This is a genomic window from Amycolatopsis sp. NPDC051373 (assembly GCF_040689465.1).
Lineage (GTDB): Bacteria > Actinomycetota > Actinomycetes > Mycobacteriales > Pseudonocardiaceae > Amycolatopsis.
Genome location: NZ_JBFBAE010000005.1, coordinates 304,925 through 318,271, shown reverse-complemented (window position 1 = coordinate 318,271; position 13,347 = coordinate 304,925). Strand labels below are relative to the sequence as shown.

The window sequence follows — 13,347 nt, the reverse complement described above, 5'->3', positions numbered from 1 at the left end:
CGGATCATGATAGAACACAAGTTCGATCGGACGCGAGGGTTACGCGGCGGATTTTCGCCGATCGAGCGATCATGCCGCCGCGCGGTCGTCGCCGGCGCGGGGAGCGGCGACCACGGCGACCAGCAGAGCGGCAGCGGCCACGAGGAACACCGCAGGCAGCGTGAGCAGGCCGAAGATCGCGATCCCGAGCGAGCCGCCGATCTGGCGCGCGAAGGTGAGTGTGGCCATCCCGGCGCCGAGGATGTCCGTTGGTGCCCACGACTGCGCCAGCAACGTGTAGGTCTGCATGGACAGCCCGAGCGCGGCACCGCTGCACGCGAGCCCCACGACGACGGCGACCAACCTCGTCGGGCCGGACTGGAGGAGCGGGAGTGCCGCAGTGGCAAGGAGTCCGGCCACGCCGAGGACCAGCCCGAACCGACCCCACACCGTGACACGTGGCCATCGGCGGGCGAGCAGCGCGAACCCGGTGGTCACCAGCACCTGCCCGATGCTCATCGGCATGAGCAGCAGCCCCGTGGCCGCCGGACGCGCGACGCCAATGGCCAGTGGGACGTAGGTGAAGCTGCCGAACAGCGCCACGCCGGTCAGGAAGGTGACGGCGACAACCCTCGCGAGGCGGGCGTCGGCGAACAGCCGCGGCGGGACCAATGGCGCGGCCGCACGCCGTTCGACCTGCACGAAGGCGACCGTCGCGGCTAGTGCGACGACCACCAGCACGGGCGCCCACCCCGGCGCCGCACTGCTGCCGAGCACGACGACACAGCCACCGACGACCGCGACCAGAACCGCGCCCGTCCAGTCGAACCGGATTCGGCCCGCGCGCCACGTGCCCGGCACCGAACGCACCCCGAGAAACAGAGCCACGACGCAGATCGGCAGGTTGATCAGAAAGATCGACCACCAGCCCGCGACAGCCACCAACAGGCCGCCCAGCGGAGCACCACCGATCGACGACAACGCGAACACGGCTGTCAGCCAGCCTTGCCGCCGCACCAGCTCGTCTCGGTCGAACAGCTCCGCCATCGCGGCCACCGCGGCCACGATCAGCCCGCTCCCACCCAGCCCCTGCACCGCGCGAAACACGATCAACGCGGCCAGATTCGGCGCCAAGGCGCACGCCACCGACCCGACGGCGAACGCTGTTACCGAGCCGACGAACATGCGCCGCCGCCCCCAACGGTCACCGAGGCTGCCGTGCACCGGCGTGGCGACCGCGACCGCCAGCAGGTACGCCGCCGTCACCCCGCCCACCGCACCCGGATCGCCCAGGTCAACGCCGATGGACGGCAGCGCCGCGACCACCACGCTGGTATCGAGCGAAGCCATCAGCAGCCCCAGCACGAGCGCGGCGAAGGCGGCGTCACGACCGCGGAGAAGTACATGCATATCGCACACGTTATGCATGCGGATCGCACACAGTCAAGGTAGGGTGGAGGCCGTGACGCCACCCCTCACCGAAGCCGGCCCCGCGTTGTTCCGCCTGGTCAGGCACTGGTCCCGGCGCTGGACCCTGCGCACGTCGACCGAGCTCACAGGCGAGATGCGCCACGTGCAGCACATCCTCGCGGTCGAGGCCGTCGACACGGGCAGCGAGCACACCGATGAGGTGACCGTCGCGACCGTCGCGCACCACCTCGGGCTCGACCACTCCGGCGCCAGCCGCATGGTCCGCGACGCGACCGCCGCCGGCTACCTCACCCGCGGCACCTCGGGCCAGGACCGGCGTCGCGCGTCGCTGCAGCTCACCGGCACCGGGCGCGAACTGCTCAAGGCCTCGCACCAATGGCAGCGCAGAACGTTCAACGACCTCACCGCCACCTGGTCGGCCACCGACCGGCAACGCTTCGCCGGCTACCTGATCCGGCTCACGAGCGAGCTCGACGCGGAGAGCTAGCGAACCCCGTCACCGCCGGGCTTCGCCGGAGCTCACCCACAGCTGGCACGAGGTCCTCGCCACGCCGCTCGGTGGCTCCGCATGACGTTCAACGCCCTCACCGCCACCTCGGCAGCGGTGGTTCGCCGCGCTCCCTCGTTCGCCTGACCGAAAATTCCGTCAGCGCCACGCACTCGTCGCCAGGCGCATGGTCCGCCGCGAACGCAGCCGGTGACGCCTCACGACACCTCTGGCCCGGGTCGGCGGCGCGCGTCGCCGGAGCTGACCAACAGCCGACCGGAGCTGCTCGACGTGTCGCGCCGGTGGCAGCGGCGGAAGATCGACGAGCTCACGGCCACCTAGGCAGCAGCTGACCGCCAACTACCCGTCTGTCTCGCCGAAGCACCCCGTCAGCGCGGTGCCGGCGGTACCACGAGCTGCTGGCAGTCCGGCGCCCGCTTCCCCGCGGCCGAGAGCTCCGGCGTCGCGTTGAGGCCTTGGAGGACGTTGAGGGCGGCGACGTCGTCGAGGGTGGCCCGGGCGTCGCCGAGGGCGGTTTTGGTGGCGGAGGCGTCGGTGGCCGTGTCGAGGCGTTCGCGAACGGTGTCGGCGCGCGAGCGGACGGAGGTGAACTGCTTGAGCAGGTCGCCGCGTGCCTGGTCGTCGCCGGGGAGGGGCGGCGGGCCGACGCGGTCGAGGCCGTCGACGGTCTGGTCGATGCCGTCGACGACGGACGACAGGAGGCGGCTCGACGTGCGGGACGCCTGTTCGGGCGAGCTCGGGTCGATCTCGGGCAGGTTCGCGAGCGTGCGCACGAGGTGGGTGACCGCCGAGCAATAGCCGTCCGCCCATCTCGCGGCCGGATCGGCCTCGCTGGAGGTGTCCGCCTGCCCACCGCTGTGGGTCTGCGACACCGGCGGCTGCTGCCCGCAGGCGGCAAGGCCGACCCCGAGTGCCGTGACCAGCGCGGCTAGAACGGTCGACCGCGGCCGCACCGCGACACCTCCTGCCCGTCGACGTCCAGGTGCCCCCGACCGTACCGATCCGAGAATCATTCGCAAGTCACCCACCGGAGTGCGGGAAGAATTCCCGACACGCCGGGGCCCGGCACGCGAGCAGCGCGCCGGGCCCCGGACGGTGTTCGAACGGCGGATCAGGCCTTCGCCTCCGCCGGAGCGTTTTCGATGACCGTGCCGCGCCGCTTGGACACGACGATCGCCGCGACGATGACCGCGACCGCGACGACCGCGATCACGATGCGCCACGTGGTGTTGGCGCCGCCGCCGAGCGTGAGGCTGACGACCGCCGGCGCGATCAGCACGGAGACCAGGTTCATCACCTTGATCAGCGGGTTGATGGCCGGGCCCGCGGTGTCCTTGAACGGGTCACCGACGGTGTCACCGATGATGGTGGCCTCGTGCCCGGCCGAGCCCTTGCCGCCGTGGTTGCCGTCTTCGACGAGCTTCTTGGCGTTGTCCCAGGCACCACCGGAGTTGGCGAGGAAGATCGCCATCAGGGTGCCGGTGGCGATCGCACCGGCCAGGTAGCCGGCGAGAGCGCCCGTGCCGAGGCCGAAGCCCACGGCGATCGGGGCGAACACCGCGAGCAGACCCGGCGTGGCGAGTTCACGCAGCGAGTCGCGCGTGACGATGTCCACGACCTTGCCGTACTCGGGCCGCGTGGTGCCCTCCATGATCCCGGCGATCTCGCGGAACTGGCGGCGCACTTCCTGCACCACCGCGCCGGCCGCACGCGAAACCGCGTTGACGGCGAGACCCGAGAACAGGAACACGACGGCCGCGCCGACGATCACGCCGACCAGTGTGGACGGGTTCACGATGTTGGCGATGAAGTCGCCGGTGCCACCGACCGCCTTCGTGATCGCGTCCGAATAGGACCCGAACAGCGCCGTGGCCGCGAGGACCGCCGTGGCGATCGCGATGCCCTTGGTGATGGCCTTGGTGGTGTTGCCCACCGCGTCCAGCTCGGTCAGGATCTGCGCGGCCTTCTCGTCGACGTCGCCCGACATCTCGGCGATGCCCTGCGCGTTGTCGGAGACCGGGCCGAAGGTGTCCATCGCGACGATGACGCCGACGGTGGTCAGCAGGCCGGTGCCGGCGAGCGCGACGGCGAACAGCGCGACGCCGCCGCCCAGCAGGTACGCACCGAACACGGCGGCACCGATCACGAGTGCGGTGTACACGGCGGACTCGAAACCGACCGAAATGCCGGAGAGGATCACCGTGGCGGCACCGGTTTCCGACGTCTTGGCGACGTCCTGCACCGGCTTGTGCTCGGTGCCGGTGTAGTAACCCGTGAGCTTCAGGATGACCGCGGCGAGCACGATGCCGATGATCACGGCGACGGTCGCGATGACCGCCGGGTTGCCGGTGTTGCCCGCGAACGCCGTGCCGAACTCGGAGAAGCTGCTCGGCAGGTAGACGAACGCCGCGACGGCCGAGAGCACCGCGGAAATCACCGCGGAGATGTAGAACGAGCGGTTGATCGTGACGAGACCACCCTCGCCCGCACGCGCCTTCGTGATGTACACGCCGATGACGGCGGTGATGACACCGATGGCCGGCACGATGAGCGGGAAGATCAGGCCGCTGGAACCGAAGGCGGAGCTGCCCAGGATCAGCGCGGCGACCAGCATGACCGCGTAGGACTCGAAGAGGTCCGCCGCCATGCCGGCGCAGTCGCCCACGTTGTCACCGACGTTGTCGGCGATCGTCGCGGCGTTGCGCGGGTCGTCCTCGGGAATTCCCTGCTCGACCTTGCCGACCAGGTCCGCGCCGACGTCGGCGGCCTTCGTGAAGATGCCGCCGCCGACACGCATGAACATCGCGATCAACGCGGCGCCGAACCCGAAGCCCTCCAACACCTTCGGGGCCTGGCCCGTGTAGACGAGCACGACGATCGCGGCACCGAACAGACCGAGGCCGACGGTGATCATGCCGACCACGCCACCGGTGCGGAACGCCACGCGCATCGCGATCTCGCGGCCACCCTCTTCACGCGCGGCAGCCGCCACACGCAGGTTCGCCTGCGTCGCGAGCCACATGCCGAGGTAGCCGATGGTGAACGAGAACACCGCGCCGACGAGGAAGAAGATCGAGCGACCGATGCGCTCGTTCCAGTCGTCGGCGGGTAGCGCGAACAGCAGCAGGAACACGATTACGCCGAAGATGGCGAGGGTGTTGCGCTGCCGCTTCAGGTATGCGGCCGCACCTTCCTGCACCGCCTTGGCGATGTCCTGCATCTTGGCGGTGCCCTGGCCCGCGGCCAGCACCTCCCTGAGCAGCACGTAACCGATGACAAGTGCGGCAAGGGCGACCACGGCGACCACACCGACGATGGTGTAGCCACCCCCGGTGAGCGTGAGACCGCCCTCCGCGAGGAACTGCCGGGACATTCGTCCTCCTGGGAACGCCGTTGGCCAATGCGGACTCGTCGTACCCGGCGTGCCTGCACTGGCATGGATCTGTTTCGAGCGACACGCTAGCCGTGCGGGCAATGCACGTCTCACATGACGATCGCCACAGAGGGTGTGGATTGCGGGAGTGTATTGGTAGTGCTCAGCGGGCCTGCAACGCGTCCCGGTGACGGCACGTTCCGTGACCTTGTGTGATTGCTCACTTGATCGATCTCGCACCGGTTCTGTCGGTGCCCTGTGCGACGCTTCGGCACGTGGTTGAGCGAGGACGGAGGCTGCTGGGCCGGGTCACGGCCGGGGTCCCGATGAACGAGAACCCGGTCACGCACGTGGCCGAGCTTCCCGCGCGTGCGGCGGGTTTCGCGGCGTGGCCGGAGTGGGCCGCGCCGTCGGTCGTGTCGGCGTTCGCGGGCTCCGGAGTGGAGACTCCCTGGAAACACCAGGTCGAGGCGGCTTCGCTGGCTCACGAGGGGTCCCATGTGGTGGTGTCGACGGGCACCGCGTCGGGGAAGTCGTTGGCGTACCAGCTGCCGGTGCTGTCCTCACTGGCCACGGGCTCCGCGGCCACCGCGTTGTACCTCTCGCCCACCAAGGCACTGGGCGCTGACCAGCTGCGTTCGGTGTCCTCTTTGGACGTCCCGGCGGTGCGGGCGGCGTCGTACGACGGCGACACCCCGATGACCGAGCGCGACTGGGTGCGCGCGCACGCGAACTGGGTGTTCACGAACCCGGACATGCTCCACCGCGGGATCCTGTCTTCGCATTCGCGGTGGACCCGGTTTTTCAAGAACCTGGCCTATGTGGTGGTCGACGAGTGCCACAGCTACCGCGGCGTGTTCGGTTCGCACGTCGCGCTGCTGCTGCGCCGGCTGCGGCGGGTGGCCGCGCACTACGGGGCGTCGCCGGTGTTCGTGCTGGCGTCGGCGACCACGGCTTCGCCGGCGGAGTTCGCTTCGCGGCTGACGGGGCTTCCGTGCGCGGCCGTCACCGAGGACGCTTCGCCGCGGGGCGCGCGGACGGTCGCGTTGTGGGAGCCCCCGCTGCTCGACGAGCTGACGGGCGAGAACGGCGCGCCGGTGCGACGTTCGGCGGGTGTCGAGACGGCGCGAATCCTCACGGACCTGGTGGTGGAGGGCGCGCGTTCGCTGGCTTTCGTGCGCTCGCGCCGTGGGGCGGAGCTCACGGCATTGGGCGCGCGGCGACTGTTGTCCGAAGTGGACCCGGCGTTGGCGGAAACCGTTGCCGCGTACCGATCTGGCTTCTTACCCGAGGAGCGTCGGGCGCTGGAGGCCGCTTTGCTGTCCGGCCGGTTGTTGGGAGTGGCGACCACCAACGCGCTGGAGCTCGGCGTCGACATCGCGGGCCTCGACGCCGTGGTGCTCGCCGGCTACCCGGGCACGCTGGCGTCGTTCTGGCAGCAGGCTGGACGCGCGGGCCGCGCGGGAGACGAGGCCCTGGTCGTGTTCGTGGCGCGCGACGATCCACTCGACACCTACCTCGTGCACCACCCGGCGGCCCTGCTGGAGCGTCCAGTGGAGACGGCCGTGCTGGACCCGACGAACCCCTATGTGCTCGGGCCGCAGCTCGCGTGCGCTGTGGCGGAGCTGCCGTTGACCGAACCGGAGCTGGAAACGTTCGGCGGTCCGGCCGCGCGCGCGGTGCTCGCGGACCTGGCGGAGGAGAAGCTGCTGCGCCGCCGTTCCAGCGGCTGGTACTGGACCGCTCGCGAACGCCCCCACGCGGAAGTCGGCATCCGCGGCTCGGGCGGCGACCAGATCGCGGTGGTGGAGGCGGATTCCGGCCGCATGCTCGGCACGGTCGACCCAGGGTCGGCTTGCTACGCCGTGCACCCGGGTGCGGTGTACCTGCACCAGGGTTCGTCGTACGTCGTCGACGAACTCGACCTCGAGACCGGCCTCGCCCTCGTGCACGCCGAGGACCCGGACTGGCACACGTCGCCGCGGGAGGTCGTGGACATCTCGGTGCTGTCCACGCAGGAACAGTGCTCCCACGGCGGTGTCACGGTGTGCCTGGGCGAGGTGGCGGTGACGTCGCAGGTCGTCGGCTACCTGCGCCGCCGGCCGTCGGGTGAGGTCCTGGACCACACCCCGCTGGACCTGCCGGAACAAAGCCTGCACACACGCGCCGTCTGGTACACGGTGACGAGCGACTTGCTCGGCCCTGCGCATCGGGTGGGGACCGGGGGTGTTCTTGGCGCGGCTCGGGCGAGGGCCGTCGCGCCGGCGGGGACCGAAGGCACTCGGGTCGAGACCGGGGCCGTGGAGCCGGCGGGGACCGAAGGCACTCCTGGCGACGCCGCGACAGCGACCGTCGCGCCGGCGGGGACCGGGGGCACTCTTGGCGCGGCTCGGGCCGGGGCCGTCGCGCAGGCGGGGACCGGCGGCGTCGAGCCATCGGGGACCGAAAGTGCTCCTGGCGACGCCGCGACAGCGACCGTCGCGCCGGCGGGGACCGGGGGCACTCGGGTCGGGGCCGAGAGCGTGGAGTCGGTGGGGACCGGGGGTGCTCTGGGCGAAGCCGCGCCAGCAGCTGTCGTGTCGGTGGGGACCGGGGGTGCTGAGGGCGGGGCTGGTGCTGAAGCTCGGGCCGGGGCCGTCGCGCCGGTGGGGACCGGGGGTGCTCGGGTCGGGGCCGAGGGTGGGGCGCCGGTGGGGACCGGGGGTGCTGGCAGAGCACCGGGGGGCGCCGGATTGGTTCCGGCGCGCGTCCCCGGTGCCCTGCATGCCGCCGAGCACGCGGCGATCGGCCTGCTACCGCTGTTCGCTACGTGCGACCGCTGGGACATCGGCGGGGTGTCTACCGCGTGGCACGAGGACACCGGGGAGGCGACGGTGTTCGTGCACGATGGGCATCCCGGGGGTGCGGGATTTGCCGACCGCGGTTATGCCGCGATTGTCCCGTGGTTGGCCGCAACGCGGGAGGCGATCGTCTCCTGCGAGTGCCCGACGGGCTGCCCGTCCTGCGTTCAGTCGCCGAAGTGCGGGAACGGCAACGAACCGCTGGACAAGGCAGGGGCGGTGGCCGTACTGGATACCGTGTTTGGGGCTTTGCGTCAGCACGGGGAGCAGTGCGGCCACGGTGGTGCGTGAAATCTCTTCAGTTGTCGACGCTGCTTGCCGGGGTCGAACCGGTCAGGCAGCGGTGGTCTCCGCGAGCAGCGGGGCGTGCTCGTCGGCGAGGGCGCGCATGAGCACGTCGTGCACCTCGGCCGGGTCGGGCAGCTGCCAGCCGCACACCTCGGGCTTCACGCGCCAGTGCACGACACCGTGCTGGAACGGCGACGGCGGCAGCGGGATGTAGCTGCCGGCACCGTGCCACTGCACGGACGCCTGCTCGGCGAGCTCGGCCGGGATGTGGTCGGCGGGCGTGGTGAGGAACAGCCAGCGACGATTGGGCATCGCGACGATCGGCGCGGGGTGGCCGAGGGCACGCAGCAGGCGGGCGGCGCGCTTGCCGAGCTCGTCGTCGACCTCGATGGCGTCGACGACCGTGCCCGTGGCCACGAGCAGGCTGTGGGTGCGGCCGGAGAACCAGGTGGCGACCTCGTGGGCGTGGGTGCCGACCAGCTCGCGCCAGTCGTCCCGCTCCGGCACCGGCCGGCGCCACGTGAGGTCGTCGCCCTCACCGGTGATCGGCGCCGGGGTCGCCCCCGGGAGCACCGGCCAGCCGCGCCAGGCGAGGCCGATCGCCTCCGCACGAAGTTCGATGCGGAAGGCGCTCCGCCAGCTGTCCGGCCAATTCGCGTCCAACATTGCTTTCCTGCCTTCAAGGTCCGGTTTCGCGCCACCCGGGTCGGGGCCGTTGGTGGCGCACGTCTCACTAAACGGCAATTTGCACGTTGCGCGGAAGAGCCGCGCGACAACCGGTGGTTACTGGGCGATGAACGCCCGGTGGTCCACCGCTCGGCCGATAACGGACAGCCGATGATCGGCCGTTGAGCCCCCGCTGAGGCCCCTGAGCACGCGGGTTGACACTTTCACCGCCCTTCGCGGCCGCTGTGGCGCATCACGTCGTTTAGGCCGCTGACCAGCTGTTTTAACCGCTCGCCGTGCGTCAGCTACCGCTGCTCGTGGCTGTTCACCGCTCGTCGAGACAGTGCGTCTGATTGCTCCGGCGATGATCAACACCGGGCGCCACTCGTCGTAACGGCGGGTGGACGAGCGGTGGCGGGCGTCACTCCGGAAGGTCGACGGGGCCGGCCCGGGCCCGCGCCGAGGGCGGCGGCCACCCGGGGACAGGCGGGCTCGCCGCTCGCACTTCGACGAGAGCGTCGCGCTCGTGCCAACCGCAGGCGATGACGACCGCGCCCTCGTGGTCGGCCACCTCGCGAGCACGGTCGCAGGCCCGGGCGGGCCCGTCGGCGGCGTGGGCGGCCGCGGCCAGCGCGCCGAGATCAGCGGCGGCTTCCACTCGGTGCCGGGCTGCCACGGCCGCGCCGAGCCAGCAGCCCGCCGCGGCGAGGCCGACGAGCGCGGCGATCACGATGGCCGTCCACACAGTGGCGACGCCGTCGTCGTTGCCCTTCATTGCTGCACTCCGGGTTCGGCGACGGCGTAGGCGCTGGCGTCCAGGTGGAAGCCGGTGAGCGTGTCGGTGGTGACCTCGGCGGTGATGCCGTCGCCGGACCGGCGGATGGTGAGGCGCGCGCCGCGGGGCGCGATCGTCTGCACGACGGCCTCGGCCGCACCGGGCTGTCCGGCGGCGGCCAGGCGCGCGGCTTCGCGGGCGGCGTCGAGGCACCGGATGTGCCCGAGCACCGCGGCGAGGCCGGCGAGCAGCAGAGCCACCACGGCCGTGAGCGCGCCCAGCGAAAGGGCGGCTTCGACCGTGACCATGCCGCCGTCCCGGCGACGGCCGGCCATCAGGTCGCCACCGTGAGGGCCCGCTGCACGAGACCCGACAGCGCCGTGCTGATCGAGTCGCCGCTGAGCAGCACGAACAGCGCGAGCGCGAACGCCGCGGCGGCTACTGTGCCGATGGCGTACTCCGCCGTAGTGGTGCCCTCGTCGCCGGGGAGGAAGTGCATGGTCGGTCCTTTCTGTCCATTGTGGATTCATCTACAACACGCTCCCGATCCGCTCGGCCAGGCCGAGCACCACCGGCAGCACGCCGAGCACGAAGAACGCGGGGAGGAAACAGAGCCCCACCGGCAATGCCAGCGCGACCCCGGCCCGTTCCGCGCGTTCCTCGGCCTCGACGCCGATCCCGTCGCGAAGGCGCCGGGAGACTTCGTCGGCCGTCGCGGCGAGCGCGGCGCCGGACCGGGCCGTACGGGTCGCGGCGACTGACAACTCCTCGAATCCGGGCCGGGTTTTGAGCTGGGCCCAGGCTTCGGCCGGTGCCGCGCCGAGGGCGAGGAGGTTGGCGGTGGCTTTCATGGCGATCGACGTGTGCTCGGGCGCGGTGGCGCTGACGGCTTCCAGGGCCGTCGGCACCGGCAGGCCCGTGCGGAGGCAGGCGCCGAGGAGGTCGAGGGTGGCGGCGGAGTTCAGGCGTTCGGTGACGTCGTCGCGGGGTTTGGGCCGGCGGGAGCGGCGGAGGAGCCACCAGGCTGTTGCTCCCGCCAGTGCGCCACTCGTAATTCCGGCGACTACGGCTACCGATGCTCCGGCCATTGCGGCGGCGAGAGCGTGTCTCGTGCGGAGGCTCGGGAGTGTCGGTCGCCACGTGGTTGGTGGCGCGAGGCTCCGCGGCTTCGGCGCGCTGGGCCAGACGAGGAGCGCGACGGCGGCGAGCGCGTACGGCGTCATCGGACCTCCCGGCGGCCGGTGAGCGCGCGGGACCACGCGGTGCCCGCCCAGAGCAGTGCGGCGCCCGCCACCAGGAACAGCTGCCCGAGGACGGTCTGGGTGAGCACGGTCAGCGGCTCGGCGCCGATGGCCTGTCCCATGGCGAGGCAGAGGACGGGCAGCCCAGTCAGCACGGTCGCGCTCATCCGCGGGCCGGCCATCTTGGCGTGTAACCGCCGGGCGAACATCGTCGCGACGTCGACGTCGCGGCGAGTGGCGTCGAGGGTGTCGGCGATGGGGAGACCGTGCCTGCGGGCGAGGGTCCAGGCCGCGGCGAGTTCCGGGAGTTCCGGGGATTCGAGTGCGCCGTCGAGTCTTGCGGCGGTGGCCAGGTTCGTGAGTTCGCCGGCCAGAGCGGGGACGGCTTCGGCGGCCGCTTCCGCCGCGAGTACCGGATGAGCACCGGCCCGCAGCTCGCCGACCATCGTGCGGAGGGCGGCCGAAGACTGCTCGGCTCGGGCGAGCCCCGCGGAGGTTTCCCTTCTGCTGCGCCATTCCTGCCTTGCCGCGACGGTGATCAACGCGGTCGCCACTGCGGCTCCGACTCCGGCGAGTGGAAAGGCGAGGAGCGTCGGCAGCACCCAGATGGCTTGGCGCGGCGGCGTGGGGATGGTGAGCCGTCGCCGCGGTGGTGTCAGCAGCCGGGTCGGCAGGGTCGGCCAGGCGAGGAGGGCCGTGCCGAAGCAGAGGAACGGCCAGGCGGTGATCACGGGCCGACCTCCTCGGAAAGGGAGGATCGGGTCACGCGCGAGGGACGCACCAGGAACGCCGGGTGGGTGTGAAAAGGGCAGTGAGTCCTCATGGCGTCTCCTCCTCGGCGATGAAGGAACGAATCGCGACTGAGAGGGTCGGCCCCTCGACGATGCCGCTGCGGCGCCGACAGCGGCATGGACTGCCGGTTCGCGCCCGGTTGGCCTCGCGCCGCCGGGACGCCTCAGCAGGGCAACAGTCGGTTCCAGCCTCGGCACGAGAAGCGGCGGAAGGGAAGTCCTGAGGCAGTACGGCAAGGCGATTTCGGGCCGCGCGACAAAGAGCGGACCGCGTGTGAATGGTGCGGTAGGCAATCACGCGGTCGTCTCCTCGAAGAGGGGGCGGTAGGGAGTCCAGTGGCCGTCGCGCCAGATGGGGGTGGTGTGGGTAGTCGCGGTGGTGCGGTGGAGGGTCGCGATTTCGGTGAGGCGGCGGGCGCCGGTGGGGTCGCGACGGAGGTGGAGGACGACGCGGATGGCGGCGGCCAGCTGGCTGTGGAGGGCGTCGCCGGTGAGGCCGCCCAGGGAGGCGAGCGCTTCGAGGCGCGCGGGGACCTCGGAGGGTGAGTTGGCGTGGAGGGTGCAGGCGCCGCCGTCGTGGCCGGTGTTGAGGGCGTTGAGCAGGGAGCAGACTTCGGCGCCGCGGACTTCGCCGACCACCAGGCGGTCGGGGCGCATGCGCAGCGCCTGGCGGACGAGCTCGGGCAGCTCGACGGCGCCGGCGCCTTCGACATTGGCCGGGCGCGCGACGAGGCTGACGAACTGCGGGTGCGCAGGGCGGAGCTCGCCGGCGTCCTCGACACAGATGATGCGTTCGCGCGGGCTGACCTCGGCGAGGAGTGCACTGAGGAGGGTCGTCTTGCCGGCGCCGGTACCGCCGGTGACCAGGAACGCGAGGCGGCGCGTGATGATCGAGCGGAGGATGTCGGCGCCTTCTTCGTTGACGACGCCGAGTGCGGTCAGGGTGTCGAGCGTGTGCGTCGCGGGGCGGAGGACGCGCAGGGACAGGCAGGTGCCGTGGGGCGCGATCGGCGGCAGGACGGCGTGGACGCGGACGTGCCCGCCCGGGACGGGGAGCCAACCGTCCACATAGGGCTGCGCGTCGTCGAGGCGCCGGCCCGCCGCGAGGGCGAGGCGCTGCGCCAGCCGGCGGACGGCTTCTTCGTCGGCGAAGCGGACGTCGGTGCGGGTCAGGCCGGAGTCGCCGTCGGTCCAGGTCTGGTCGGGCGCCGTGACGAGAACGTCGGTGACGGTGGGGTCCTCCAGGAGCGGCGCGAGCGGACCCGCGCCGACGAACTCATCGTGGGCCTGGCGGACGGCGTCGAGGACCGCGTCGTGGCTGAGGGTGCCGCCGGCTTCCGCGCGCACGGCCTCCGCGACGGCGACGGGGTCCGCGAGGCGGCTCTCACCGGCAAGCCGGTTGCGGACACGCTCGACGAATTCGGTGGTCATGTCGGTGGCTTCGGATGAGTGGGC

General features: G+C 71.6%; 12 protein-coding genes. 2 read left to right on the top strand and 10 right to left on the bottom strand.

The annotated features are described in order from the left end of the window. Positions 1–69 precede the first annotated feature (69 nt). Positions 70–1,389, bottom strand: a complete 1,320-nt coding sequence (locus tag AB0383_RS11925; RefSeq protein WP_364170519.1) for an MFS transporter — start codon at positions 1,387–1,389, stop codon at positions 70–72. A 52-nt stretch (positions 1,390–1,441) separates the two neighbouring features. Between AB0383_RS11925 and AB0383_RS11920 the strand changes: the two genes are divergently transcribed. Then, on the top strand, positions 1,442–1,897 hold the full coding sequence (locus tag AB0383_RS11920; RefSeq protein ID WP_364170516.1) for a MarR family winged helix-turn-helix transcriptional regulator: 456 nt from the start codon (positions 1,442–1,444) through the stop codon (positions 1,895–1,897). Positions 1,898–2,286: 389 nt separating this feature from the next. On the opposite strand, the gene AB0383_RS11915 is transcribed toward AB0383_RS11920, so the two are convergent. Both AB0383_RS11915 and AB0383_RS11910 read right to left on the bottom strand, forming a co-directional pair. Further along, the gene (locus AB0383_RS11915; protein WP_364170510.1) at positions 2,287–2,871 is read right to left on the bottom strand and encodes a hypothetical protein; all 585 of its coding nucleotides are present in this window, start codon (positions 2,869–2,871) and stop codon (positions 2,287–2,289) included. Positions 2,872–3,029: 158 nt separating this feature from the next. Then, positions 3,030–5,291 (bottom strand): sodium-translocating pyrophosphatase, encoded by a 2,262-nt coding sequence (locus AB0383_RS11910; protein WP_364170507.1) that lies wholly within the window; start codon positions 5,289–5,291, stop codon positions 3,030–3,032. Positions 5,292–5,617: 326 nt separating this feature from the next. Between AB0383_RS11910 and AB0383_RS11905 the strand changes: the two genes are divergently transcribed. Continuing rightward, a complete protein-coding gene (locus AB0383_RS11905) occupies positions 5,618–8,422 on the top strand; it encodes a DEAD/DEAH box helicase (protein WP_366186935.1) in 2,805 nt (934 codons plus the stop codon). Positions 8,423–8,464: 42 nt separating this feature from the next. On the opposite strand, the gene AB0383_RS11900 is transcribed toward AB0383_RS11905, so the two are convergent. The 7 genes from AB0383_RS11900 to AB0383_RS11870 all read right to left on the bottom strand — a co-directional run bounded on the left by AB0383_RS11900 (position 8,465) and on the right by AB0383_RS11870 (position 13,323). Beyond that, entirely contained in the window at positions 8,465–9,085 is a 621-nt protein-coding gene (locus AB0383_RS11900; protein ID WP_364170504.1) for a bifunctional DNA primase/polymerase, read from the bottom strand. A gap of 421 nt (positions 9,086–9,506) precedes the next feature. Continuing rightward, a complete protein-coding gene (locus AB0383_RS11895) occupies positions 9,507–9,860 on the bottom strand; it encodes an Rv3654c family TadE-like protein (RefSeq protein WP_364170502.1) in 354 nt (117 codons plus the stop codon). Continuing rightward, entirely contained in the window at positions 9,857–10,195 is a 339-nt protein-coding gene (locus AB0383_RS11890; RefSeq protein WP_364170499.1) for a TadE family type IV pilus minor pilin, read from the bottom strand. Before AB0383_RS11890 ends, AB0383_RS11895 begins: the two co-directional genes overlap by 4 nt. Beyond that, on the bottom strand, positions 10,195–10,359 hold the full coding sequence (locus AB0383_RS11885) for a DUF4244 domain-containing protein (protein ID WP_220244842.1): 165 nt from the start codon (positions 10,357–10,359) through the stop codon (positions 10,195–10,197). The genes AB0383_RS11890 and AB0383_RS11885 overlap by 1 nt, the downstream gene beginning before the upstream one ends. Positions 10,360–10,390: 31 nt before the next feature. Further along, positions 10,391–10,948: a type II secretion system F family protein gene (locus AB0383_RS11880; protein WP_364170496.1), complete on the bottom strand. Its 558-nt coding sequence runs from the start codon at positions 10,946–10,948 to the stop codon at positions 10,391–10,393. 131 nt (positions 10,949–11,079) lie between these two features. After that, positions 11,080–11,832, bottom strand: coding sequence for a type II secretion system F family protein (locus tag AB0383_RS11875; RefSeq protein ID WP_364170493.1), 753 nt, complete (start codon positions 11,830–11,832; stop codon positions 11,080–11,082). A 354-nt stretch (positions 11,833–12,186) separates the two neighbouring features. After that, positions 12,187–13,323, bottom strand: coding sequence for a TadA family conjugal transfer-associated ATPase (locus tag AB0383_RS11870; protein WP_354867560.1), 1,137 nt, complete (start codon positions 13,321–13,323; stop codon positions 12,187–12,189). Positions 13,324–13,347 lie beyond the last annotated feature (24 nt).